At 68.3% G+C, this 22,195-nt stretch carries 15 protein-coding genes; 12 read left to right on the top strand and 3 right to left on the bottom strand.

The genetic code is table 11. The features are described 5' to 3' along the window. Positions 1 to 19: 19 nt before the first annotated feature. Genes gabT through ACIG5A_RS10415 form a run of 3 tightly spaced genes read right to left on the bottom strand, consistent with a single transcriptional unit; the run spans position 20 to position 4,376 of the window. Positions 20 to 1,360 (bottom strand): 4-aminobutyrate--2-oxoglutarate transaminase, encoded by a 1,341-nt coding sequence (gabT, locus tag ACIG5A_RS10425; RefSeq protein WP_397239878.1) that lies wholly within the window; start codon positions 1,358 to 1,360, stop codon positions 20 to 22. A gap of 45 nt (positions 1,361 to 1,405) precedes the next feature. After that, entirely contained in the window at positions 1,406 to 2,932 is a 1,527-nt protein-coding gene (locus ACIG5A_RS10420) for an APC family permease (protein ID WP_397239877.1), read from the bottom strand. A gap of 13 nt (positions 2,933 to 2,945) precedes the next feature. Then, complete coding sequence (locus ACIG5A_RS10415; RefSeq protein WP_397239876.1) at positions 2,946 to 4,376, bottom strand: gamma-aminobutyraldehyde dehydrogenase; 1,431 nt, start codon at positions 4,374 to 4,376, stop codon at positions 2,946 to 2,948. A gap of 134 nt (positions 4,377 to 4,510) precedes the next feature. Between ACIG5A_RS10415 and ACIG5A_RS10410 the strand changes: the two genes are divergently transcribed. The 12 genes from ACIG5A_RS10410 to ACIG5A_RS10355 all read left to right on the top strand — a co-directional run bounded on the left by ACIG5A_RS10410 (position 4,511) and on the right by ACIG5A_RS10355 (position 22,193). Then, on the top strand, positions 4,511 to 6,034 hold the full coding sequence (locus tag ACIG5A_RS10410) for a PucR family transcriptional regulator (protein ID WP_397239875.1): 1,524 nt from the start codon (positions 4,511 to 4,513) through the stop codon (positions 6,032 to 6,034). A 97-nt stretch (positions 6,035 to 6,131) separates the two neighbouring features. Then, positions 6,132 to 6,617 carry an Lrp/AsnC family transcriptional regulator gene (locus tag ACIG5A_RS10405; RefSeq protein ID WP_397239874.1) on the top strand — a complete coding sequence of 162 codons (486 nt, stop codon included), beginning with the start codon at positions 6,132 to 6,134 and terminating at the stop codon, positions 6,615 to 6,617. A 115-nt stretch (positions 6,618 to 6,732) separates the two neighbouring features. Continuing rightward, complete coding sequence (locus ACIG5A_RS10400) at positions 6,733 to 8,121, top strand: aspartate aminotransferase family protein (protein WP_397239873.1); 1,389 nt, start codon at positions 6,733 to 6,735, stop codon at positions 8,119 to 8,121. 26 nt (positions 8,122 to 8,147) lie between these two features. Beyond that, complete coding sequence (locus ACIG5A_RS10395) at positions 8,148 to 9,785, top strand: amidohydrolase (RefSeq protein ID WP_397239872.1); 1,638 nt, start codon at positions 8,148 to 8,150, stop codon at positions 9,783 to 9,785. An 85-nt stretch (positions 9,786 to 9,870) separates the two neighbouring features. Next, a complete protein-coding gene (locus ACIG5A_RS10390; RefSeq protein ID WP_397239871.1) occupies positions 9,871 to 11,346 on the top strand; it encodes a purine-cytosine permease family protein in 1,476 nt (491 codons plus the stop codon). A 34-nt stretch (positions 11,347 to 11,380) separates the two neighbouring features. Beyond that, positions 11,381 to 12,346 carry a nitrilase-related carbon-nitrogen hydrolase gene (locus tag ACIG5A_RS10385; RefSeq protein WP_397239870.1) on the top strand — a complete coding sequence of 322 codons (966 nt, stop codon included), beginning with the start codon at positions 11,381 to 11,383 and terminating at the stop codon, positions 12,344 to 12,346. Positions 12,347 to 12,567: 221 nt separating this feature from the next. Further along, positions 12,568 to 13,596 (top strand): agmatine/peptidylarginine deiminase, encoded by a 1,029-nt coding sequence (locus tag ACIG5A_RS10380; protein ID WP_397239869.1) that lies wholly within the window; start codon positions 12,568 to 12,570, stop codon positions 13,594 to 13,596. Positions 13,597 to 13,654: 58 nt separating this feature from the next. After that, positions 13,655 to 14,239: a TetR/AcrR family transcriptional regulator gene (locus ACIG5A_RS10375; protein ID WP_397239868.1), complete on the top strand. Its 585-nt coding sequence runs from the start codon at positions 13,655 to 13,657 to the stop codon at positions 14,237 to 14,239. Between the two features lie 185 nt (positions 14,240 to 14,424). Continuing rightward, positions 14,425 to 19,887, top strand: coding sequence for a carboxyl transferase domain-containing protein (locus ACIG5A_RS10370; RefSeq protein WP_397239867.1), 5,463 nt, complete (start codon positions 14,425 to 14,427; stop codon positions 19,885 to 19,887). A 145-nt stretch (positions 19,888 to 20,032) separates the two neighbouring features. Next, complete coding sequence (locus ACIG5A_RS10365) at positions 20,033 to 20,356, top strand: WXG100 family type VII secretion target (protein WP_397239866.1); 324 nt, start codon at positions 20,033 to 20,035, stop codon at positions 20,354 to 20,356. Next, positions 20,353 to 21,663: a phage head morphogenesis protein gene (locus tag ACIG5A_RS10360; RefSeq protein ID WP_397239865.1), complete on the top strand. Its 1,311-nt coding sequence runs from the start codon at positions 20,353 to 20,355 to the stop codon at positions 21,661 to 21,663. Before ACIG5A_RS10365 ends, ACIG5A_RS10360 begins: the two co-directional genes overlap by 4 nt. Next, on the top strand, positions 21,651 to 22,193 hold the full coding sequence (locus tag ACIG5A_RS10355; protein ID WP_397239864.1) for an LpqN/LpqT family lipoprotein: 543 nt from the start codon (positions 21,651 to 21,653) through the stop codon (positions 22,191 to 22,193). The genes ACIG5A_RS10360 and ACIG5A_RS10355 overlap by 13 nt, the downstream gene beginning before the upstream one ends. Positions 22,194 to 22,195: the final 2 nt, after the last annotated feature.

Below are 22,195 nucleotides of genomic sequence, written 5' to 3'. Positions count from 1 at the left end.
TCCGGGTTCTCCGTATCCGTCAGCGGGTCAGCGCGCGCAGCGCGTCGGCGAGCACGCCGAGGCCGTCGTCGAGCAGGTCGTCCTCGATCACCAGCGGCGGCAGCAGCCGGATGACGTTGCCGTAGGTGCCGCAGGTCAGCACCAGCACCCCGCGCGAAAGCGCCTCGGCCGCCACGGCTTTGGTGAGTACGGGATCCGGTTCGCCGGTGCCGGGCCGGACGATCTCGATGGCGAGCATCGCGCCGCGTCCACGCACATCGCCGATCACGCCGACCTCTTCGGCCAGCGCCCGCAACCGCGGCAGCACGGCGGCCTCGATGGCGCGCGCCCTGGCGGGCAGGTTCAGCTCGCGCATCGTCGCCAGGGTGGCCAGTGCGGCGGCGCAGGCGACCGGATTGCCACCGTAGGTGCCGCCGAGCCCGCCGGGGTGGACGGCGTCGAGCAGATCGGCCCGGCCGGTGATGGCGGCCAGTGGCATACCGCCCGCGATGCCCTTGGCCATGGTGACGATGTCGGGCACCACACCCTCGTGCTGGCTGGCGAACCAGGCGCCGGTGCGGGCGAAGCCGGTCTGCACCTCGTCGGCGATGAAGACGACATTGTTGCGGGCGGCCCAATCGGCAAGCGCCGGAAGGAATCCCGGTGCGGGCACGATGAAACCGCCCTCGCCCTGGATCGGTTCGATGACGAGCGCGGCCACCGCGTCGGCGCCGAGCTGCACCTCGATGCGGGAGATCACCCGCTTGGCTGCCTCCGCTCCGGACAGGCCGCCGTCGCGGTACGGATACGACATCGGCATCCGATGGATCTCCGGCGCGAACGGCCCGAAATTCGCCTTGTACGGCATGAATTTCGCGGTCAGCGCCATGGTCAGGTTGGTGCGCCCGTGATAGGCGTGGTCGAACGCGACGATCGCGCTCTTCCCGGTTGCCAAGCGCGCCACCTTGATCGCGTTCTCGACGGCTTCGGCGCCGGAATTGAACAGGACCGTGCGCTTTTCGTGGTCACCCGGCGTCAGCGCGGCGAGCTCCTCGGCCACCTGCACATAGCCCTCGTAAGGGGTGACCATGAAGCAGGTGTGGGTGAAACGGGCGGCCTGGTCGGCGATCGCCGCGACGACCGCGGGATGGGCGGCGCCGACACTGGTCACCGCGATGCCGGAACCCAGGTCGATCAACGAGTTTCCGTCGACGTCGACGATGATGCCGCCGTCCGCGTCCGCCGCGTAGACCGGGACCGACGAGCCGACGCCCGCGGCCACCGCGGCCTTGCGCCGTGCGGCGAGCGCCGCCGACCGTGGGCCGGGCAGACTGGTGATCACATTGCGCCGCTGCGCCAGTCGGTGGGCAGTATCGAGCATCGAAATTTCCCTCTCGGGTCGAATGGTGAAAAGTATTGGCGGGCGCTATGCCGCGTCGGCCGGAATCAGTGCGGTGACGGTCTCGTCCCGCACGGGCACGCGTGCGCGAAAGAATTCGGGATGCCACCGGCGCGCCGCGAGCATCAGCACCGCGCCGAGGCACAGCATCCCGAAGCCCATGAAGAACACCAGCCCGATGCCGCCGATCGAGGCACCGCTGCCGTTGTCCGGATTCATGCTCTCGCGCACCGAGACCACGAACACCGCGAGCAGCATGATCCCGCCGAGCAGCGGGAACGCGAACTTGAACACGATATTGCGCAGGCTGGTGAACAGCTCGGCGCGGAAGTACCACACGCAGGCGAAGGCGGTGATGCCGTAATACCAGCAGATCATGATCCCGAGTGCGGCAACGGTATCCATCAGCGTGTGCTCGGAAAGCAGTGTCACCACGGTGTAGAAGGCTCCGGTGACCACACCGGCGACGACCGTGCTGAACGCGGGCACCCGGAAGCGCGGGCTCACGTCGGCGAACTTCTTCGGGAACGCGCCGTAGGCGCCCATCGCGAGCATGGTGCGCGCGGCGGGCAGGAAGGTGGTCTGCAGGCTCGCCACCGAGGAGGCGAGCACCGCGAGCAGCAGCAGCGGCCCGGCCGTGCCGCCGAGCACCGGATCCGCCAGCGCGCCGAACACGTTGTTGGCGTTGGCCGAATTGCCGAGGCCGAGACCGTCCTCGCCGACACCGGCGTACATCATCACCGCGACGGCGACGAGCAGGTAGGTCAGCAGAATCGACAGCACGCACAGCAATCCGGCGCGGCCGGGGACCTTGTCGGGATTCTTCGACTCCTCGCCGAGGGTCAGGCAGGTATCCCAGCCCCAGAACGCGAAGATGGATCCGGTCACGCCGATCGCGAACGCGCTCACCGTGATTCCGGTGAACGGATTGAACCAGTCGAGTTCGAAGCTCAGCCCGCTCTGCGCCTCGCCCGCGCCGACCCGCACCAGCGCCGTCACCGCGAAGGCGAGCAGCACGATCATCTGGAAGCCGACGAGCACGTACTGCACCCGCTCACTGGTGGTGACCCCGCGCCCGGCGACCACCGTGGCGATCGCGATGAACAACAGTGTCGTCGCGATGTTGGCGGCCTTGTTGCCCGCGAGGTCGGCCAGCGCCGCATTGCCCGACACCCGCGCGAGGAACAGGTACAGGAATTCGACGCCGATCGAGGCCAGGTTGGACAGCACGATGATCGTCGCCATCACCATGCCCCAGCCGCACATCCAGCCGACGTACGGCCCGAATGCCTTGGTGGACCAGGTGAACGACGCGCCGCAGTCGGGCATCCGCGCGCTCAGCTCGCGATAGGCGTAGGCGGTGAGGAACATCGGGACGAAGCCCGCGATCAGGATCGCGGGCAGCTTCAAGCCCACCGCGGCGACGATCAGACCGAGACTCGCGGTGAGGGTGTAGCCGGGTGCGACGGTCGAGACGCCCATCACCGCACCGGCGAACGTGCCGACTTGTCCTGCGGCCAGGCCCTTGTCGACCAGGGCGTCAGTTCTGCTCATCTGCTCGCTCCGGTTACTCGTGCGAGCTCATCACGTGCTTGACGCGCGTATATTCCTCGACGCTGTAGGCGGACAGGTCCTTGCCATAGCCGGAGTACTTGAATCCGCCGTGCGGCATCTCCGCGACGAGCGGGATGTGGCAGTTCACCCACACCGCGCCGAAATCCAGTGCGCGGGTGAGCCGTTCGACGGTGCCGTGATCCCTCGTCCACACGCTGGCGGCCAGGCCGTAGCGCACGCCGTTGGCGTATTCGATCGCCTGCGCTTCGTCGCGGAACGGCTGCACGGTCAGCACCGGGCCGAATGTCTCGTCCTGGACGATGTCGTCGTCCTGGCGCACCTGCGTGACGATCGTCGGTTCGACGAAGAATCCCGTGTCGCCCAGCCGGTTTCCGCCGCTGACCACCTTGGCGTGCGACGGCAGCGCGCCGAGTTTGCCGAGCACCGCGGCGAAGTGACGACTGTTGTTCAGCGGACCGTAGAACGTCTCCGGATCGTCGGGCAGGCCGGGTTTCAGCGTCTCCGCCTTGCGCACCAGCGCGTCGACGAGCTGGTCGTGGATCGACTCGTGCACGAGCACCCGGGTGGCCGCCGTACAGTCCTGCCCGGCGTTGAAGAAGGCCGCCTCCGCGATTCCGCTCGCGGCCCTGTCGATATCGACATCACCGAACACCACGGCGGGCGCCTTGCCGCCGAGTTCGAGGTGCGCGCGCTTGAGCTGCTGCGCGGCGGTCGCGGCCACCGCGATACCGGCACGCACCGAACCGGTGATCGAAACCAGGCCCGGCGTCGGATGGTTCACCAGTTCGGCGCCGGTGCTCGCGTCACCGAGCACGACGTTGAAAACCCCGTCCGGCAGAATGCCTTTCGTCAACCTGGCCAGCACCAGCGTGCTCTCCGGCGTGGTGTCGCTCGGCTTGAGCACGATCGTGTTGCCCGCCGCGAGCGCGGGCCCGATCTTCCAGATCGCCATCATGAACGGGTAGTTCCACGGCGTCACCTGCCCGACAACGCCGATCGGCTCGCGCCGCACATACGAGGTGAAACCGTCCATGTACTCACCGGCGGCCCGCCCCTCCAGCAGCCGGGCCGCGCCGGCGAAGAACCGGATCTGGTCCGCGCTCACCGCGATCTCCTCGGCGGCGATCATCGCCTTCGGCTGACCGGTGTTGCGGCACTGGGCCGCCACTAGTTCGTCGCTGTGCGCCTCGATGGCGTCGGCGAGCTTCAGCAACGCGGCCTGGCGCGCGCTCGGTGTGGTCCGGCCCCAGGATTCGAACGCGCGGGCGGCGGCGGCCATGGCGGCATCGATGTCGGCCCTGGTGGATATCGGCGCCCGCCCGACGACGGTCTCGTCCACCGGATTCACCAGGTCGAGTGATTCCGTGGCGGATGACGCTACGAATTCGCCGTCGATGTAGTTGTCCAGCACAGGCAACGACATTGCTCACCGTCCATCTCTCGGGCGCGGTCTACGGGTTCGCCCTGAGATCAGTGTGCCCTGAGACACATTGGTTCGCTTCCTGCCGAAATGGCGAACAATTCATGGACCGTTCGCCATTCTGTACACTGCGGTCGATGGTTGTACCGATTAGCTGGGTGTTGTCCCAATCGGATCTCGCGCTCCGGCTCCGCGGCGGCGCCGCGGGCGTCGGCCGTGCGGTCGATCTCGTGCTCACCACCGAGCTGGAGGATCCCTTTCCCTGGCTGTCCCGCGGTGAACTGGTGCTCACCACCGGGATGCGACTGCCGCAGACCGCCGCCGAGCGCATGGCATACCTGCGCGGATTCGACGAACGGGGCGTGGCGGCGGTCGGATTCGGCACCGGGCTGACGCACGCCGAGGTGCCCGCGGATCTGATCGACGCGGCCGACGCCATCGGGATCCCGCTGATCGAGGTGCCGCTGCCGACGCCGTTCGCGGCCGTGGTCAAGAAGGTCACCGCCCGGGTCGCCGAACTCCAGTACGACGCACTGCTGCGCGCGTCGCGTGCCCAGCCGCGGATGACCAGGGCACTGGTCAAGGCCGGCGCGCATGCGATCGTCCGCGAACTGGCCGTCTCGCTCTCGGCGACGGTGCTGATCGTCGATCCGGCGGGCGCCGTGTCCGAATGCCATCCGGACGCACCACCGGACGCGCTGCTGCGCGCGGTCCGGTCGGCCCTCGCCACGGACCCGGCCGATTCGGCGAGCAGTGTCCGGACCGACGTGTCGGGCGCATCGATCACGCATCAGCGCATCGGCGTCGGCCGCCGGTCGTACGGACAACTGGTGGTCGTGAGCCCGGCACCGCTCAGCGGAGTGGATCAGATACTGCTCGGGCACGCGAATTCGCTGCTGGCCCTCGACTTCGAGAAACCGGTCCGGCTGCAGGCCGCACAGCATCTGCTCAACGGCCAGGCGCTCGGATTGCTGTTGAGCGCCGAGACCGACCTCGCCCCGGCCTGGGCACAGCTGGCGGCCGCCGCCGACGCGCAGGGCCGGATCCGCGTGCTGGTCGCCGAAGGCGACGCCGCGACGGTCTCCGATATCCGAATCGCCTTGGAAAGGGCGGTGATTCGGGCCGGGCATGCCCTGTTCCTGCACGCGACGGACCGCGGGGCACTCGTCGTGCTGCCCGCCGCCGACGGCGTGGCATTCGCCCGCCGCCTCGCGATCGATATCGACACCGCGGCACGAAGACTCACCCGGATCGGCCTCAGCGGCGCCCATCCGCTGCGCGATCTCGGCACGGCGGCGGCCAACGCGACGCTCGCCGCCTCCATCGCCGAACATGGCGGCACCCCAGCGGAATTCGATGCGATGACCGGTCGTTCGCTGCTGTCGTTCGACGCCACCCGGCAGGTGCTCGACGCGATGGCCGCCACCTTGCTCACCCCGATCCTCGACCACGACCGCAGCCACGGCACCGGCCTGCTTCGCTCGCTGCACGCCTTCCTGGAGTCGAACGGGCAATGGGAGTCGGCCGCCGCCGTGCTCGGCGTGCACCGGCACACCGTGCGCAAGCGGATCGCCACGGCGCAGACCCTGCTCGCCTGCGATCTCGACAACGCCAGGGTGCGCGCGGAGTTGCTGCTCGCCATCCTCGCGCGCGGCTCGTGAAATTCGACGGATTTCGTTGTAGCCACCCACCCGCGCACCGCATCGGTGGCCTCGACACGGGAGACGATGCTTGTCGGCGCCAACGCGGTCGGGAAGGATGCCGACCGTGAGCGACCAAGAATCCAGCAGGACGGCGCCGGTGCTGGACGACATCTCCAAGAAGATCATCGCCCAGCTCCAGGAGGACGGGCGCCGCGCCTACGCGACCATCGGCAAGGCGGTCGGCCTGTCCGAGGCCGCGGTGCGCCAGCGGGTGCAGAAGCTGTCCGACACCGGCGTCATCCAGATCGTCGCCGTCTCGGATCCGTTGCAGGTCGGCCTGTTTCGGCAGGCGATGATCGCGATCACGGTCGACGGACCACTGCAGCCGGTGGCCGACGCGCTCACCGAGATGGACGAGATCAGCTACGTGGTCGAGTGCGCGGGCCGCTACGACGTGCTGTGCGAGGCGGTTTGCGCCGACGACGCGGCCCTGCTCGATCTGGTGTCGAACCGGCTGCGCACGCTGCCCGGTGTGCGGCACGCGGAGATCATGATCTACCTCAAGCTGCGCAAGCAGACCTACCAATGGGGCGCGCGCTGACTTCACAACGAAATCCGTAGTTCGAGGCGCGCTGTTGATCTATATCTGTCGCATCGTCACGACTTAGCAACTGATTTAGTTGCGAGCCCCCATGTGATGTGGGATAACCGAAACCATGACCGCTACCGCCGATCTGCCCGCCGCCGCCCCCAGTGACGCAGCACGCGTCGTCCGCGACCACCTCTGGATGCACTTCACCCAGCACACCGAGGACACCGGCGCCGACACCCCGGTGATCGTGCGCGGCGAGGGCGCCTACATCTGGGACGCCAACGGCAAGCGCTACCTCGACGGGCTGGCCGGCCTGTTCGCGGTACAGGTCGGCCACGGCCGCGAGGAACTCGCCGAGGCCGCCGCCCGCCAGACCCGCGAACTCGCCTACTTCCCGCTGTGGGGTTACGCGCATCCGCGGGCGATCGAACTCGCCGAGCGCCTGGCCACCGCCGCGCCCGGCGACCTCAACCGGGTGTTCTTCACCGTGAGCGGCGGCGAATCCGTCGAGACCGCATGGAAACTCGCGCGCCAGTACTTCAAGCTCACCGGCAAGCCGACCAAGCACAAGGTGATCAGCCGCTCGATGGCCTATCACGGCACCTCGATGGGCGCGCTGTCGATCACCGGAATCCCCGGCGCCAAGGCCGATTTCGAGCCGCTGGTGCCGAGCACCATGCGGGTGCCGAACACCAACTTCTTCCGTGCCACCGAGCACACCGACGATTACGACGCGTACGGCCGCTGGGCCGCCGACCGCATCGAGGAGGCCATCCTCTTCGAGGGCCCCGAAACCGTCGCGGCGGTGTTCCTCGAACCGGTGCAGAACACCGGCGGCTGTTTCGTGCCGCCGCCCGGCTACTTCCAGCGGGTGCGCGAGATCTGCGACCGCCACGATGTGCTGCTCGTCTCCGACGAGGTGATCTGCGCCTTCGGCCGCCTCGGATACGATTTCGGCGCAAAGCGTTTCGGCTACCAGCCCGATATCCTCACCACCGCGAAGGGACTCACCTCCGGCTACGCCGCGCTCGGCGCGGTGCTCGTCAGCGACCGGCTGATGGAACCGTTCCGCCACGGCGGCACCTTCATGCACGGCTCCACCTACGGCGGCCATCCCGTCGCCTGCGCGGTGGCCATGGCCAACCTCGACATCATGGAGCGCGACGGCATCTACGAGCACGTGCTCGCCAACGAGTCCCGCTTCAAGTCCACCCTGGACAAGCTCACCGACCTGCCCATCGTCGGCGAGGTGCGCGGCGCGGGCTACTTCTACGCGGTAGAACTGGTCAAGGACCGCGCGACCAAGGAACGCTTCACCGACGAGGACGCCACCCGCATCCTCAAGGGCTATGTCTCGAAATCGCTGTTCGAGGCGGGCCTGCACTGCCGCGCCGACGACCGCGCCGAACCGGTCATCCAGCTCGCGCCGCCGCTGATCTGCGATCAGGCCCAATTCGACGAAATGGAACAGATCCTGCGCGAAACACTTACCGGCGCATGGAAACTCATCTGATCGCCTGACCCGAAAGGACGACCCGCATGGGCAAGATCGTCGAAGGCGCCGATCTGATTCTGGTCGCCGGGCGGATCCATACGCTCGATCCGGCCCGGCCGCACGCACAGTCCGTCGCGATCAAGGACGGCGTCATCATCGGCGTCGGCGACAGGACCGATGTGCGGGACTGGCGCGGCTCCGGTACCGAGGTCATCGACCTCGGTACCGCGACCGTCACCCCCGGACTGGTCGATGGGCATTCACACCCGCTGGTCGGCGCGGATATGACCGAGGGCGTCGATCTGTCGGCGGCATCGACTGTCGGCGAGCTGATCCAGGCGCTGCGCGCCGACGGCGTCGCGCCCGACATGGGCTGGATCCGCGGCTGGGGGCTGGACCCGAATACCTTCGGCACGTCGCCGATCACCTACGAACCGCTGATCGAAGCCCTCGGCGAGTCCATCCCGGTGTATCTCAGCCTGAACGACGGTCATTCGGCGCTGGTGAGCCCGGCGGCCCTGCGGCTGGCCGGTGTGACGGGCCATCGCGAATTCGATCAGGGCGCGCGCATCGTCTGCGACAGCGCCGGTCGGCCGACCGGTCACCTGCTCGAACCGGCGGCGATGGATCTGGTGCTCGCGGTGGTCCCGGTGGCGCCGATGAGCAGGCGCAGGCATCGCGTCGCCGACATACTGCGCGGGATGGCCGAAACCGGCCTCACCGCCGCGAATGTCATGGACTTCGACGGCGACAGCGAGGAGGTGATCACCGGGCTGGCCGAGGAGATCGAGTTGCCGATCCAGCTGCGCTTCGCGCCGCGCTGCCATCCGGGCACCGGACGCGCCGGACTCGACCACATCGTCGATCTCCAGCGACGCGGCGGGCGCCGGTGGCGGGTCGACGGCGTCAAGTTCGTCATCGACGGCACCATCGACGGCGGCACGGCATGGCTCGACGAGCCGGATACGCTCGGCCAATCGACCGTCCCGTTCTGGCCGGAGCCCGCACAGTATCGAGAAGCCGTGCACTACTTGGCTTCTCGCGGCGTGCCGACCGTGACGCACGCGATCGGCGACGCCGGCGTCCGCTACGCGCTGGAGACCTTGAAGGATGCCGCGCCCACCACCGCAAGGCATCGGATCGAGCACATCGAGACCATTCCGAACGAACTGGTCAGCAAGTTCCGCGAATACGGTGTGGTGGCCAGCATGCAGCCGACGCACTGTAGCCACTTCACCCGCGCCGACCACACCGACAACTGGTCGTCGCGGCTCGGCGACGAGCGCGCGAACCGCGGCTTCCGCACGCGCGATCTGCGCGATTCCGGCGCGACCGTCGCCCTCGGCTCGGACTGGCCGATCGGCCCCTACGACGCCCGCGCCATCCTCGCCGATGCACAGCTGCGCCGTCCCGCGGGCCGGGAAGACGTCGATCCCGTTTCGCCGGCCCAATCACTCACCGCGGCAATGGCATTGGAGGGCTACACCACCCATGCCGCGCGCGCCGCGGGCCGGGCGGATTCGGCGGGGCGGGTTGCGCTCGGCTACCGCGCCGATCTCACCGCGTTCACCGTCGACCCGCTCCTCGCCCCACCCGATGAATTGGCCGGCGCGCCAATAGCGGTGACTGTCACCGAGGGCGCGATCACACATCGGGCCGATTCTTCGGCAACCCGCGCGTAATCCGTTGTGTGACAACAGTGTTTCGACCGGAAAAAGCCAGCTCCCAAGTCTTGACTGAATATTCAGTTGAGATTACCGTCACAGCATGAAGGAACATGTGGACCTGACGAGTGACCGCGTCGGTCGCATCGAACAAGCAGGCGTCGAATATCTTCCGGAAGCGGCGCGCGATTCGTCGCCGTGGAATGTGGCCGCGGTATTCCTGGGTAGCGGATTCACTTGGACCGCCGTGATTTACGGCTGGCTGGCGATCCAACTCGGACTATCGTTCTGGCAGGCGCTACCCGCGCTATTGGTCGGCGGCCTGATCGGCGTCGCGGTGGTGATACCGACCGCGATCATCGGACCGCGCACCGGTACGAATATGACCGTCGCCAGCAGCGCCGAATTCGGCATTCGCGGCCGGTTCATCGGCTCCGGGCTCGCACTCGCGACCGCGCTGGTTTTCGGCGCGATCACCGTGTGGACCAGTGGCGACGCACTGGTCGCGGCGAGCGCTCGCCTCCTCGGCACACCCGACGCGGGCTGGGTGCGCGCCCTCGCCTACGGCACCATCGGCGCCGCGATGGTCGCGATCGCGCTCTACGGGCATGCCACCATCGTCGCGGCGCAAAAGATCATCGTCCCGGTGGTCGGCGTACTGATGCTCGCCGGAGTGTTCGCGTTCGCCGGGCACTTCGACGCCGACGCGGGCGCGGTCCCCGGCCAGTACGCGCTCGACGGGTTCGTACAGACCTGGATCCTGGCCGTGGTGATCTCCGCATCGGGCCCGATCTCCTATGCGACCACCATCGGGGACTACACCCGGCGGGTCTCGCACCGGCAATTCGGCGATCGTCGTATCGCGGGCGCGCTCGGCATCGGCCTGTACCTCGGCGGCACGATCCCTGCGACGTTCGGCGCGTTCACCGCGTCGACGTTCACCGGCAACACCGGTTCCTACACAACGGATCTCGTGGCCGCCGCGCCGCTGTGGTTCACCTTCGCCATCGTCGTGATCTCGATCCTCGGCGGCCTCGGCCAGGGCGTCCTGTGCATCTACGGGAGCGGCCTCGACCTCGAGGGCGTGTTCCCGAGCCTGAAGCGCGTCCAGACCACCATGATGACCGCCGCGCTGGCCATCGCACTGCTCTACGTCGGCGTATTCGTCTTCGACGCGGTCGATTCGGTGAGCGCGATATCGGTGATCCTGAATGCCGTGGTCACCCCGTGGGCCGTGATCATGGTGATCGGCGCGATGCGGCGGCGCGTGCGCGGCTACGACGTCGTGGATCTGCAAGCATTCGCCCAGGGACGCAAGGGCGGCCGCTACTGGTACACGGGCGGTTGGCATTTCGCCGCCGTACTGGCCTGGGGCGCCGGCGCGATCGTCGGGCTGCTGGCGATCCACACCACGCTCTACGCCGGTCCGATCTCGCAGATCGCGGGCGGTATCGATATCAGCGTGATCGGTTCCGGCCTCGTCGCGGCCGCGGTTTACCTTGCGGCGTCCCGCGTTTCGGCCGCCTCCCCCGCCCCCTTGCCCGCACCCCAGGCCACTTCCGGCTACGGGTTTGACTGAATATTCAGTTTACGAACACAGAAAGCAGGTAGCCATGAGCGACCCGACCTTCGTGGTATCGACCGCGTACACACCCCCGGTGTCCCACGCGCGCACCGAGACCAGCGACCGCACGCCGATTCGCATCGGACTGGTTCAGCATCAATGGCTGCCCGATTCCGAGGCACTGCGCGCCGCGCTGCTCGACGGCATCGGCCTGGCCGCCGCCGAGGGCGCGCGTGCGGTGTTCCTCCCGGAACTCACCCTCTCCCGCTACCCCGCCGACATCCGGGCCGGGGAGAACCCCGGCGCCACCGCCGAAGACCTCACGACCGGACCGACATTCGCCTTCGCGGCGGCCGCGGCGCGGCGGCACGGCGTCGCGGTGCATGCCTCGCTCTACGAACGAGCTACGGGCACAGACGGACTCGGCTTCAACACCGCCATCCTGGTATCGCCCGCCGGTGAGCTGATCGGCCGGACCAGGAAGCTGCACATCCCGATCAGCGACGGCTACTACGAGGACACCTACTTCCGCCCCGGCCCCGCCGACGACGCGTATCCGGTCTACCGGCCCGCCGAACTCGACGGCGCCGCAATCGGAATGCCGACCTGCTGGGATCAGTGGTTTCCCGAGGTCGCGCGCATCTATTCGCTCGGCGGTGCGGAAATCCTGGTGTACCCCACCGCGATCGGATCCGAGCCATCGTTCCCCGACTTCGACACCCAGCCGCTGTGGCAGCACGTCATCGTCGGAAACGGCATCACCGCGGGCACATTCATGGTCGTGCCGAACCGTTTCGGCGACGAGGGCAGCGTCCGGTTCTACGGGTCGTCGTTCATCTCCGACCCCTACGGGCGGGTACTCGTTCAGGCGCCGCGCGACCGTGCCGCGGTCCTGGTCGCCGATCTCGATCTGGATCAGCGCCGAGATTGGCTGGGGCTGTTCCCATTTCCGGCCACGCGCCGTCCGGATACCTACGGCCGCCTGACCGCCGCACTCGAGAGCGAGACGGCATGAGCGGGTCAGGCCCGGAGGCGGCAGCGAAGCGTAACCACGCAGGGCCCCCGCTCATGCCAAATGGACACGGCATGAGCGGGTCAGGCCCGGAGGCGGCAGCGAAGCGTAACCACGCAGGGCCCCCGCTCATGCCAAATGGACACGGCATGAGCGGGTCAGGCCCGGAGGCGGCAGCGAAGCGTAACCACGCAGGGCCCCCGCTCATGCCGAATGGACACGGCATGAGCTGGGTGATGCCGTCGGAGACGGCGCCGCAGGATCGGGTGTGGATGGCGTTCCCACCGCTCGGCGCGAGCGTATTCGCCACCGCCGCCTCCGCGCACGAGGCACGCGAGGCATGGGCGCGGGTCGCCCACGAGATCCTCGAATTCGAGCCGGTAACCATGGTTGTCGATCCCCGTGATCGGCAGGCGGCGCGAAAGTACCTGTCGGACATGGTCGATGTGCTGGAGGCGCCGCTGGACGACGCGTGGATGCGCGACATCGGCCCGACGTTCGTCCTCGATACCGAGGACGGCAGGCTCGGCGCCGTCGATTGGGTGTTCAACGGCTGGGGCCAGCAGGACTGGGCGAACTGGGAGCGCGACACCGAGATCGGCGCGACCGCAGGCCTTGCCGCGGGCGCCGAAGTGATCGGCTCGGCACTGGTCAACGAGGGCGGCGGCATCCACGTCGACGGGCTCGGCACCGTACTCGTCACCGAGACGGTGCAACTCGATCCGATGCGCAACCCCGGGCTCGACAAGGCCGCGGTCGAGGCCGAATTGGCGCGCACCATCGGCGCCAGGCACGTCATCTGGCTGCCGCGCGGCCTGACCAGGGACAGCGAACGGCACGGCACCCGTGGACATGTCGACATCGTCGCCACGATTCCCGCACCGGGGGTGCTGCTCGTCCACGCGCAAAACGATGCGGCACACCCGGATCACGCGGTCACACAGGAGTTGCTGCGGCTACTGCCGGATACGCACGACGCGGACGGCCGATCCTGGGACATCGTGGAAGTCCCGGCGCCGCGGGCACTCCGGGACCGCGAGGGCTGGGTGGACTACAGCTACATCAATCATCTCGTCGTCAACGACGGCGTAATCGCCTGCGGCTTCGGCGATCCCGGCGACGACCGGGCACGCGGCATCCTCGCCGAGGTCTACCCGGGCAGGCAGGTGCGCACGGTCGACGCCAGGGAGTTCTTCGCCCGCGGCGGCGGCATCCACTGCATCACCCAGCAGCAGCCGAGCGCGCTCGGGTGACACGTCACTCGAGCTAGGTTGGATCGGGGAGTGGGAGCCGACCGACTGGAGCGAGTGCATGGCAAGCCGACGTGAAGCGATCCTGCAAGCGAGCACGAAGGCGATCGCCGAGCGCGGCGTTCGCGGGCTGCGCGTGCACGATGTCGCCGAGGTCGCAGGCGTCTCCCCCGGCCTGCTCTACTACTACTTCAAGGATCGCGACGGGCTGCTCGCCGCCGCGCTGACCTACATCAACGATCGCGCCCGCGAATCCGGTACGGCCAGTGAGGGATCCGATTCCCCGCTGGAGCGGCTGCACCTGCACGCGCTCGCCGACATCCAGGATGATCCCGAGGTGTTCGAGAACGCGCTGGTCTGGCACGAGCTGCGCGCGTCGGCGGTGTTCGAGCAGCCGCTGCGCGCGCCGCTGGCCAGAACCTCGCGGCAGTGGGACGCGGAGATCGCCGACGCGATCCGGCTGGCGCAGGCATCGGGCGACCTCGCGAGCACCGTGGACGCGGACGCGATGGGCCTCATCGTCACCGCGCTCACCGACGGCCTGTCCGCCCGCTGGCTGTCCGGCGAGCTCACTACCGACGATGCCCGCGCCCACCTGTCCACCGCGCTGACGGCGCTGCTGCCCGCCGCGAGAAAAGTGAGCTAATCCTCACCAGCGGGGGATTGTGAGGCGGGACATCCCGCGGGGTGGTAGTACATATCTTCGGTCCCACTGCGCGGTGGGCGGCGTGCACCGGCGAGCGAACCGAGGTCGTGTGCAACGCGTATACACAGATCGAGTCGGCATGACGCGCGAATCTGTGGGCCACAAGCTAGGAGAAGGGCTGTCGAGTGTTCAAACGCATCGCAATCGTCAACCGGGGTGAGGCCGCGATGCGGCTCATCCACGCCGTCAGGGCGTTGGCGGCGGAGACTGCGACACCGATCGAGACCGTCGCGCTGTATACCGATGTGGACAGCACCGCCACATTCGTGCGCCAGGCCGATATCGCGTACAACCTCGGTCCCGCGTCGGCGCGCCCGTACCTCGACCTGAAGGTGCTCGAGCGCGCGCTGCTGGAAACCGAGGCCGATGCCGCCTGGGTCGGTTGGGGTTTCGTCGCCGAGGATCCGGCGTTCGCGGAGCTGTGCGCGGAGATCGGCGTCACCTTCGTCGGGCCGAGCGCCGAGGCCATGCGCCAACTCGGTGACAAGATCGGCGCGAAGCTGATCGCCGAAGAGGTCGGCGTGCCGGTCGCGCCGTGGAGCCGTGGCGCGGTGGAGTCGCTGGACGCCGCGCTCGCCGCCGCTTCCGAGATCGGCTACCCGCTGATGCTCAAGGCGACCGCGGGCGGCGGCGGGCGCGGTATCCGCGTGATCACCAACGCGGCCGAGCTGACCGACGCCTACGAACGCACCAGCCAGGAGGCCGCGCGTGCGTTCGGCAGCGGCGTCGTCTTCCTCGAGCGCCTGGTCACCGGCGCCAGGCATGTCGAGGTCCAGGTGATCGCCGACGGTCAGGGCACCGCGTGGGCGCTCGGCGTCCGCGACTGCTCGGTGCAGCGGCGCAATCAGAAGATCATCGAGGAGTCCGCGTCGCCGGTGCTCAGCGCCGAGCAGGCGGGCGAGCTCAAGGCGTCGGCCGAACGGCTCGCGCTCGCCGTCGGCTACCGCGGCGCGGCGACCGTCGAATTCCTCTACCACCCCGGCGACAAGCAGTTCGCCTTCCTGGAGGTCAACACCCGCCTCCAGGTGGAACATCCGATCACCGAGTCCACCACCGGCTTCGACCTGGTCAAGGCGCAGCTGCTGGTGGCATCCGGCGGACGCCTCGACGGCGTACAGCCGGTCGAGCGCGGCCACGCCATCGAAGCCAGGCTCAACGCCGAAGACCCCGACCGCGATTTCGCGCCGGCGCCGGGCCGCATCGCGCGGCTCGACCTGCCCGCGGGCCCCGGCATCCGGGTCGACACCGGCGTGAGCGCGGGCGACACCATCGCCGCCGATTTCGACTCGATGATCGCGAAGATCATCGCCTACGGCCGCGACCGCGACGAGGCGCTCGGCAGGCTGCGCCAGGCGATGGCGCAGACCACGGTCATCATCGAGGGCGGCGCGACCAACAAGAGCTTCGTCCTCGATCTGCTCGACCAGCCCGAGGTCATCGACGCCAGCGCGGACACCGGCTGGGTCGACCGGGTGCGCGCCGAGGGCAGGCTCGTCACGCACCGGCATTCGGCCGTCGCGCTGGCCGCCGCCGCCATCGAGACCTACGAGGAGACCGAAAGCGGCGAGCGGCAGCGGCTGCTGACGACGGCGTCCGGCGGACGTCCGCAGGTGCAGCACCACAGCGGCAGGCCGCTCGATCTCGAACTGCGCGGCGTCACCTACCGCGTGCGCGTCGCGCGGGTCGGCGCGCACCGGTTCCGTGTCGCCATCGAGGCGGGCGACGACCTGCGCACCGCCGATATCGAACTCGCCCGCTTCGACCGGAACACCGGGCAGATCGTGGTCAACGGCACCCGATACCGCTTGGTCACCAGCACCTACGGCCCGGTCCACCTGGTCGAGGTGGACGGCGTGACCCACCGGATCAGCCGCGACGACGGCGGCGTGGTCCGCGCGCCCGCGCCCGCGCTCGTCGTCGCGACACCGCTGAAGGTCGGCGACGAGGTCGAGGCGGGCGCGCCGCTGATCGTGCTGGAGAGCATGAAGATGGAGACGGTGCTGCGCGCACCGTTCGCGGCGCGGCTGAAGGAGTGCGCCGTCTCCGTCGGCACCCAGGTCGACACCGGAGCGCCGCTCATGCGGCTGGAGCCGATCGCCACCGAAGACGATGCGGCCGAACAGCTTCCGAGCGCGCAGCCGGTCGAGCTCGACCTGCCGAGCGGGCCAGTCGGCCTGCCGGCGCCGGAGCGCACGAAGCGCGGCAGGAACAATCTGCGCAGCCTGCTGCTCGGCTTCGATGTCGACCCGCAGGACGAGCGCCGGGCGCTCGACGACTACCTCGCCGCACGGCAGGAGGCGAATCAGGCGGGCCACCGGCAGCTGGCCGAGGAGATCGAACTCGTCGGCGTCTTCACCGATCTGGCCGAGCTGAGCCACAACCGGCCCGCCGACGACGACGGCGGCAGCGGCTACATCCACAGTGCCCGTGAGTATTTCCACATCTATCTGCAGAGCCTCGATGTCGAGCGGGCCGGGCTGCCCACCTCGTTCCAGACGAAACTCGCCAGGGCACTGCGGCATTACGGCATTGCCGAGCTGGACCGCTCCCCCGAACTCGAGGCCGCGGTCTTCCGCATCTTCCTGGCCCAGCAGCGTTCCTCGGCCAATGCCGCGGTGCTCGTCGCGCTGCTGCGCGCGTGGCTGCGCGAGCCGATGCCCGACGCCACCTCGCGCGAGCCGGTCGGTCTCGCGCTGGAGCGGCTGATCGCGGCCACCCAGCTGCGCTTCCCCGTGGTCGCCGACCTCGCGCGCGGCGTGGTGTTCGCCTGGTTCGGCCAGCCGCTGCTGCGCCGCACCCGTGCCCGCGTCTACGCCGACGTCCGCACGCACCTGCGCCACCTCGACAGCTTCCCGGACGCACCGGATCGCGTCGACCGGATCGCCGAAATGGTGCGCAGCACCGAGCCTTTGGTGCGCGTCCTCGGTCAGCGGCTCGCCCGCCGCAACCTGAACAACGCGGTGATGCTCGAGGTGCTCACCCGGCGGTACTACGGCAACAAGGGCCTCACCGGCGTCCGCACCGCCGAGGCCGAGGGCTGCACCTTCGTCTTCGCCGAACGCGATGGCGCGCACGTGGTTTCGGCCGCGGTCAGCTTCGACGCGCTCGGCAGCGCACTGCGCGGGCTCGCCGCGCAGGCCAGCGGCGAGCATGCCGTCGACGCCGACATCTACCTCAACTGGGAGCAACAGCCGGAGGGTTTCGACGCGATGGCGGCCGCGCTGCGCGAGGTCGTCGCCGCGGGCCCGCTGCCGGACCAGATCGGCAGGCTCACCATCGCGGTCGCGGGCAGCAGGCGCGCGGTGATGCACCACCACTTCACCTTCCGCCGCTCGGACGCCGGGATCGTCGAGGAGCGCCTGATCCGCGGCCTGCACCCGTTCATCGCCCAGCGCATGCACATGGAGCGGCTGAGCAATTTCGATCTGACCAGGCTGCCGTCCTCCGACGACGAGGAGATCTACCTCTTCCGCGCCGCGGCGAGGGAGAATCCGTCCGACGATCGCCTCGTCGCGTTCGCGCAGGTGCGCGACCTGATCGAGCTGCGCGACCACGACGGCAGGCTGATCGCGCTGCCCACCGTGGAGAACACCCTGGCCACCTGCCTGGACTCCATCCGTCGCGCACAGGCGCAGCGCCCGATGGCAAAGCGCTTCAGCACCAACCGGATCGTGGTCTACGTGTGGCCGCCGAGCAATATCACCCGCGCGGAACTGAACAAGATCGCCAAGCGGGTGCTGCCGACGGCGGTCGGCGCCGGGTTGGAGGAGATCCTGTTCATCGCGCGCCAGCGCAATCCGAAGACCGAGCGGCTGGACAAGATCGCCCTGCGGGTCGGCTTCGACGCCACCGGCGGCACCGAACTCGTCATCGGTGCGCCCTCGCAGGAGCCGATCGAGCCGCTGGACAACTACCGGCTGAAGGTGCTGCGCGCCAGCAGCCGCAACACCGTGTACCCCTACGAATTGACCGGTCAGCTGGGCGATTTCACCGAATACGATCTCGACGACACGCATACGCTCGTCCCGGTCGACCGGCCGAAGGGGCGCAATACCGCGGCGATCGTCGCCGGTGTGGTGACCACGCGGACCCAGCGGCATCCGGAGGGCGTCACCAGGGTCGTGCTGCTCGGCGATCCGACCAAATCCCTTGGCGCGCTGTCGGAACCGGAGTGCCGCCGGGTCAACGCCGCACTGGATCTGGCCGAGCGGATGCAGGTGCCGCTGGAGTGGTGGGCGCTGTCCTCGGGCGCCAGGGTCTCCATGGAGTCGGGCACCGAGAACATGGACTGGGTGGCCGCGGTGCTCAAGCGGATCATCGAATTCACCCAGCTCGGTGGTGAAATCAACATCGTGGTCGCCGGCATCAACGTCGGCGCGCAGCCGTATTGGAACGCCGAGGCGACGATGCTCATGCACACCAAGGGCATCCTGGTGATGACGCCGGATTCCACCATGGTGCTCACCGGCAAGCGCGCGCTCGACTTCTCCGGCGGTGTCTCGGCCGAGGACAACTTCGGCATCGGCGGCTTCGAACGGGTAATGGGCCCCAACGGTCAGGCGCAGTACTGGGCGCCGAACCTGCTCGCCGCGCGCGAGGTGCTGACCTCGCACTACGACCACACCTACGTCGCGCCCGGTGAGCCGGGGCCGCGCCGCGTGCCGACGACCGACCCGATCGACCGCGACGTGTGCGGCTACCCCCATGCGGTGGCGGACAGCGACTTCACCACCGTCGGCGAGATCTTCTCCGCCACGGCCAACCCGGATCGCAAGAAGCCGTTCGACATCAGGACGGTCATGCGGGCACTGTCCGACCAGGACCATCCGGTGCTGGAACGCTGGGCGGGGATGGCCGACGCCGAAACGGCGGTGGTGCAGGACCTGCACCTCGGTGGTATTCCGGTGTGCGCGTTGGGCATCGAGTCGCGCTCGGTGCCGCGCCGCGGCTTCCCGCCCACCGACGGCCCCGACACCTACACGGCGGGCACGCTGTTCCCGCAGTCGTCGAAGAAGGCCGCGCGGGCGATCAACGCGGCGAGCGGTAACCGGCCGCTCGTGGTGCTCGCCAACCTGTCCGGCTTCGACGGCTCACCCGAATCGCTGCGCAAGCTGCAACTGGAGTACGGCGCCGAGATCGGCCGCGCGATCGTGAACTTCCGTGGGCCCATTGTGTTCTGCGTGCTCTCGCGCTACCACGGTGGCGCGTTCGTGGTGTTCTCCAAGGCGCTGAACCCGTCGATGACCGTGCTCGCGGTCGAGGGTTCGTTCGCCTCGGTGCTCGGTGGCGCACCGGCGGCCGCGGTGGTCTTCGCCGCGGACGTGGACGCGCGCACCACGGCCGATCCGCGCGTGCGGGAGATGGAGGCGCGCGTCGCGGCCGCCTCCGGCGCCGATCGTGCCGCGCTGACCGCGGAGCTCGACGAGCTGCGCGGCTCGGTCCGCACGGAGAAGGTCGCCGATGTGGCCACCGAATTCGATCGCGTGCACAGCATCCGGCGCGCGGTCGAGGTCGGTTCGGTCGACGCCGTCATCGGTGCCGCGGAGCTGCGCCCGCGCATCATCGCGGCCATCGAAACCACCTCTTAGACAAGGGAATCGGGCCGGTCCGTCGAGTGCGGATCGGCCCTCCCGCATTGCGCAACCCCCCGTCCGGGGGATTGACGCCCATTGACGCGGTGAATAACGTTCGAATACTTATGTGGCAACTCGTATCCGAATGCGGGGGTATTCGATGACGGACTATCCGATCGTGGATTTCACCGATCTAGGTCTTTCCGCGAAATTCCTGTCGGGCGCCAGTACCGACAGCACCGCACTGTTCGACTCAGGGCATTCCGAGATCTCCACCGCGGCCTCCGGCTGGGTCGGCAGCTCGGCGACCGAGCTGGCCAGTGCGCTGGAGAAGATGCGTGGCCGCGCCGCGCATCTCACCGGTCGCATGGATGATCATTCGACGCACATGGCAGGGGGTGTGGTCGAATACAAAGGCGGCGAACTCGATTCCGAGACGGACTTCGATCGGCTCGACCCGGGACCGGGGCTGCTGAACCTATGATCGACATCGACGACATCGACAAATGGAATGTCGCCGACATCGAGAAGGTGTTCCAGGTGTGCTCGTCGCATGCCGAGCACTGCGATGACCGCTCGACGAATCTGGGTAGCCTGCAGGCGTTCGAGTCGTGGGACGGTGAGGCCTCGGCCGCCGCGAAGCGGTCGATCGGTAAGACCCGGGTCGACTTCGATTCGCACGGAACGCATGTCGCGGCCATCGCGAAGGCGGCCAAGACCGCGGCCGATGAGGTCTCGACGATCAAATCGAAGCTGACCGGGTTGCGTGGCGAGGCGAGCAAGGAAGGGTTCCGCATCGGCGGGGACGGCAAGGTCGTCCGAATCATCCAGGGCCCCTACACCACCGAACAACTCGAGAAGTTCGAAGCGAAGCGGCAGGCACTGCAGCTCGACGTCAACCAGCTGCTGATCAATGCCCAGATGGCGGATGCCGATCTCGCGGCGGCGATCAAGGGCGCCGACGGCGAGATGAGCGCGGACGAGGTGGCCAAGCAGAACCACGATCCGACCTACGCCGCCGTCTACGGCCTCAAATCGCTGGGGCTGCCGGAATATCCGCCCGGCTCACTGACCGATGTCGAGGCGCGCAACTACTACCTCGAGGCCGAACGGCGTCTGGGCGAGCTCAACAAACAGCTCGAGAAAGCCGGCCTGCCGCTGGAAGAGCGGGCCAAGATCGCCAGCGAGATCCGCAACGAGTTCCGTCAGCACACCCGTGATCTCATGTCGAACCGGGCTGCCGCCGAGGAGCTCACCAAGAACGAGAAGAACCGCCCGCTGGAGAAGTTGATCGAAGACAAGATGGCCAAGAAGGGCCTGACCCGCGAGCAAGCGCTGCAAGACGTCATCGACTCCTCGTCCAAGAGCCGCGGGTCCGTCAACGAGGGCCTCGGGGTCGACGAGAAGAATCCGAAGCTGCCCGATCCGAAGGAGGTACAGGCCAGATCCGGCGTCAAACCGCCTGCGAGTGCCGTCGAGCCGGGCGCGGTGGCCGAGGGTGCGGGCAGTAAAGCCTTGCGGATCGCGGGTAAAGCGGCGATTCCGTTGGCGGCGGCTTATGAGGTCTACGACGGCTATAACCAGGTGAAGGCGGGTAACGAGACGGTGCCCGAGGCGGTCGGTAAGGGTGTGGGTGCGGTGGGCGGTATGGTGGCTGGCGCGGAGGTCGGCGCTACTATCGGTGCGTTCGGTGGGCCTATCGGTGCCGGTGTGGGTGGCGTGGTCGGTGGTGTCGTCGGTGGTATCGCGGGCAGTTCGGTGGGTAAGACGATCGGTGGGTGGTTCTCTTGAGCAATGGCACGATCTATGAGGCGCTCGGGTCGGTCGCGATCAGCAGCCATCGGGTGACCAACCCGCGCTCGATCCCCGGCGCGGTCGTGATCGAGCTCGATCCCGATGCGTGGGAAGAGCTTTCGGGTGAGAGCTCGGGATATCTGCGGGTGTACGGGTTGAAATCGGCGGAGCAGAGCGGGTTCCGGAGCAATGTCGTTGTCGTGTTGACGCGGGTCATCGTGAACAATGGTGTGGATTTGGCGGATCTGGTCGAGCACGCCTTCGTCGATGCGCGCCGGTTGCCGGGGTGGCGTGAGGAGCAGGCGCAGGTGTGGCCCGCGGCGAATCGGCACTCGGGCTGGTCGGTTCAGGCGGGGCTGTATCAGTCCGGTGAGCAGTCGCTGTACACGGTGACCCAGTACGCGGTGTATCAGCGCGCCGATGTCGGTTATCTGTTGCAGGCCACCGGTACTACCGCGGAAGCGGACCGGTCGCGGTATGGCAGCCTGATCGACAAGGTTGTGCGTAGCGTGAATTTCGAGGACTGAGA

The organism is Nocardia sp. NPDC052566, from assembly GCF_044547285.1.
Classification (GTDB): domain Bacteria; phylum Actinomycetota; class Actinomycetes; order Mycobacteriales; family Mycobacteriaceae; genus Nocardia.
The sequence above is the reverse complement of the archived record's forward strand: the minus strand, read 5'-3'. Positions and strand labels throughout refer to the sequence as shown.

Bases quoted from the DNA above. Each gene is read 5' to 3' on its own strand.
- gabT (WP_397239878.1), bottom strand. From the start codon at position 1,360: ATGCTCGATACTGCCCACCGACTGGCGCAGCGGCGCAATGTGATCACC.
- ACIG5A_RS10420 (WP_397239877.1), bottom strand. From the start codon at position 2,932: ATGAGCAGAACTGACGCCCTGGTCGACAAGGGCCTGGCCGCAGGACAA.
- ACIG5A_RS10415 (WP_397239876.1), bottom strand. From the start codon at position 4,376: ATGTCGTTGCCTGTGCTGGACAACTACATCGACGGCGAATTCGTAGCG.
- ACIG5A_RS10410 (WP_397239875.1), top strand. From the start codon at position 4,511: ATGGTTGTACCGATTAGCTGGGTGTTGTCCCAATCGGATCTCGCGCTC.
- ACIG5A_RS10405 (WP_397239874.1), top strand. From the start codon at position 6,132: ATGCCGACCGTGAGCGACCAAGAATCCAGCAGGACGGCGCCGGTGCTG.
- ACIG5A_RS10400 (WP_397239873.1), top strand. From the start codon at position 6,733: ATGACCGCTACCGCCGATCTGCCCGCCGCCGCCCCCAGTGACGCAGCA.
- ACIG5A_RS10395 (WP_397239872.1), top strand. From the start codon at position 8,148: ATGGGCAAGATCGTCGAAGGCGCCGATCTGATTCTGGTCGCCGGGCGG.
- ACIG5A_RS10390 (WP_397239871.1), top strand. From the start codon at position 9,871: ATGAAGGAACATGTGGACCTGACGAGTGACCGCGTCGGTCGCATCGAA.
- ACIG5A_RS10385 (WP_397239870.1), top strand. From the start codon at position 11,381: ATGAGCGACCCGACCTTCGTGGTATCGACCGCGTACACACCCCCGGTG.
- ACIG5A_RS10380 (WP_397239869.1), top strand. From the start codon at position 12,568: ATGAGCTGGGTGATGCCGTCGGAGACGGCGCCGCAGGATCGGGTGTGG.
- ACIG5A_RS10375 (WP_397239868.1), top strand. From the start codon at position 13,655: ATGGCAAGCCGACGTGAAGCGATCCTGCAAGCGAGCACGAAGGCGATC.
- ACIG5A_RS10365 (WP_397239866.1), top strand. From the start codon at position 20,033: ATGACGGACTATCCGATCGTGGATTTCACCGATCTAGGTCTTTCCGCG.
- ACIG5A_RS10360 (WP_397239865.1), top strand. From the start codon at position 20,353: ATGATCGACATCGACGACATCGACAAATGGAATGTCGCCGACATCGAG.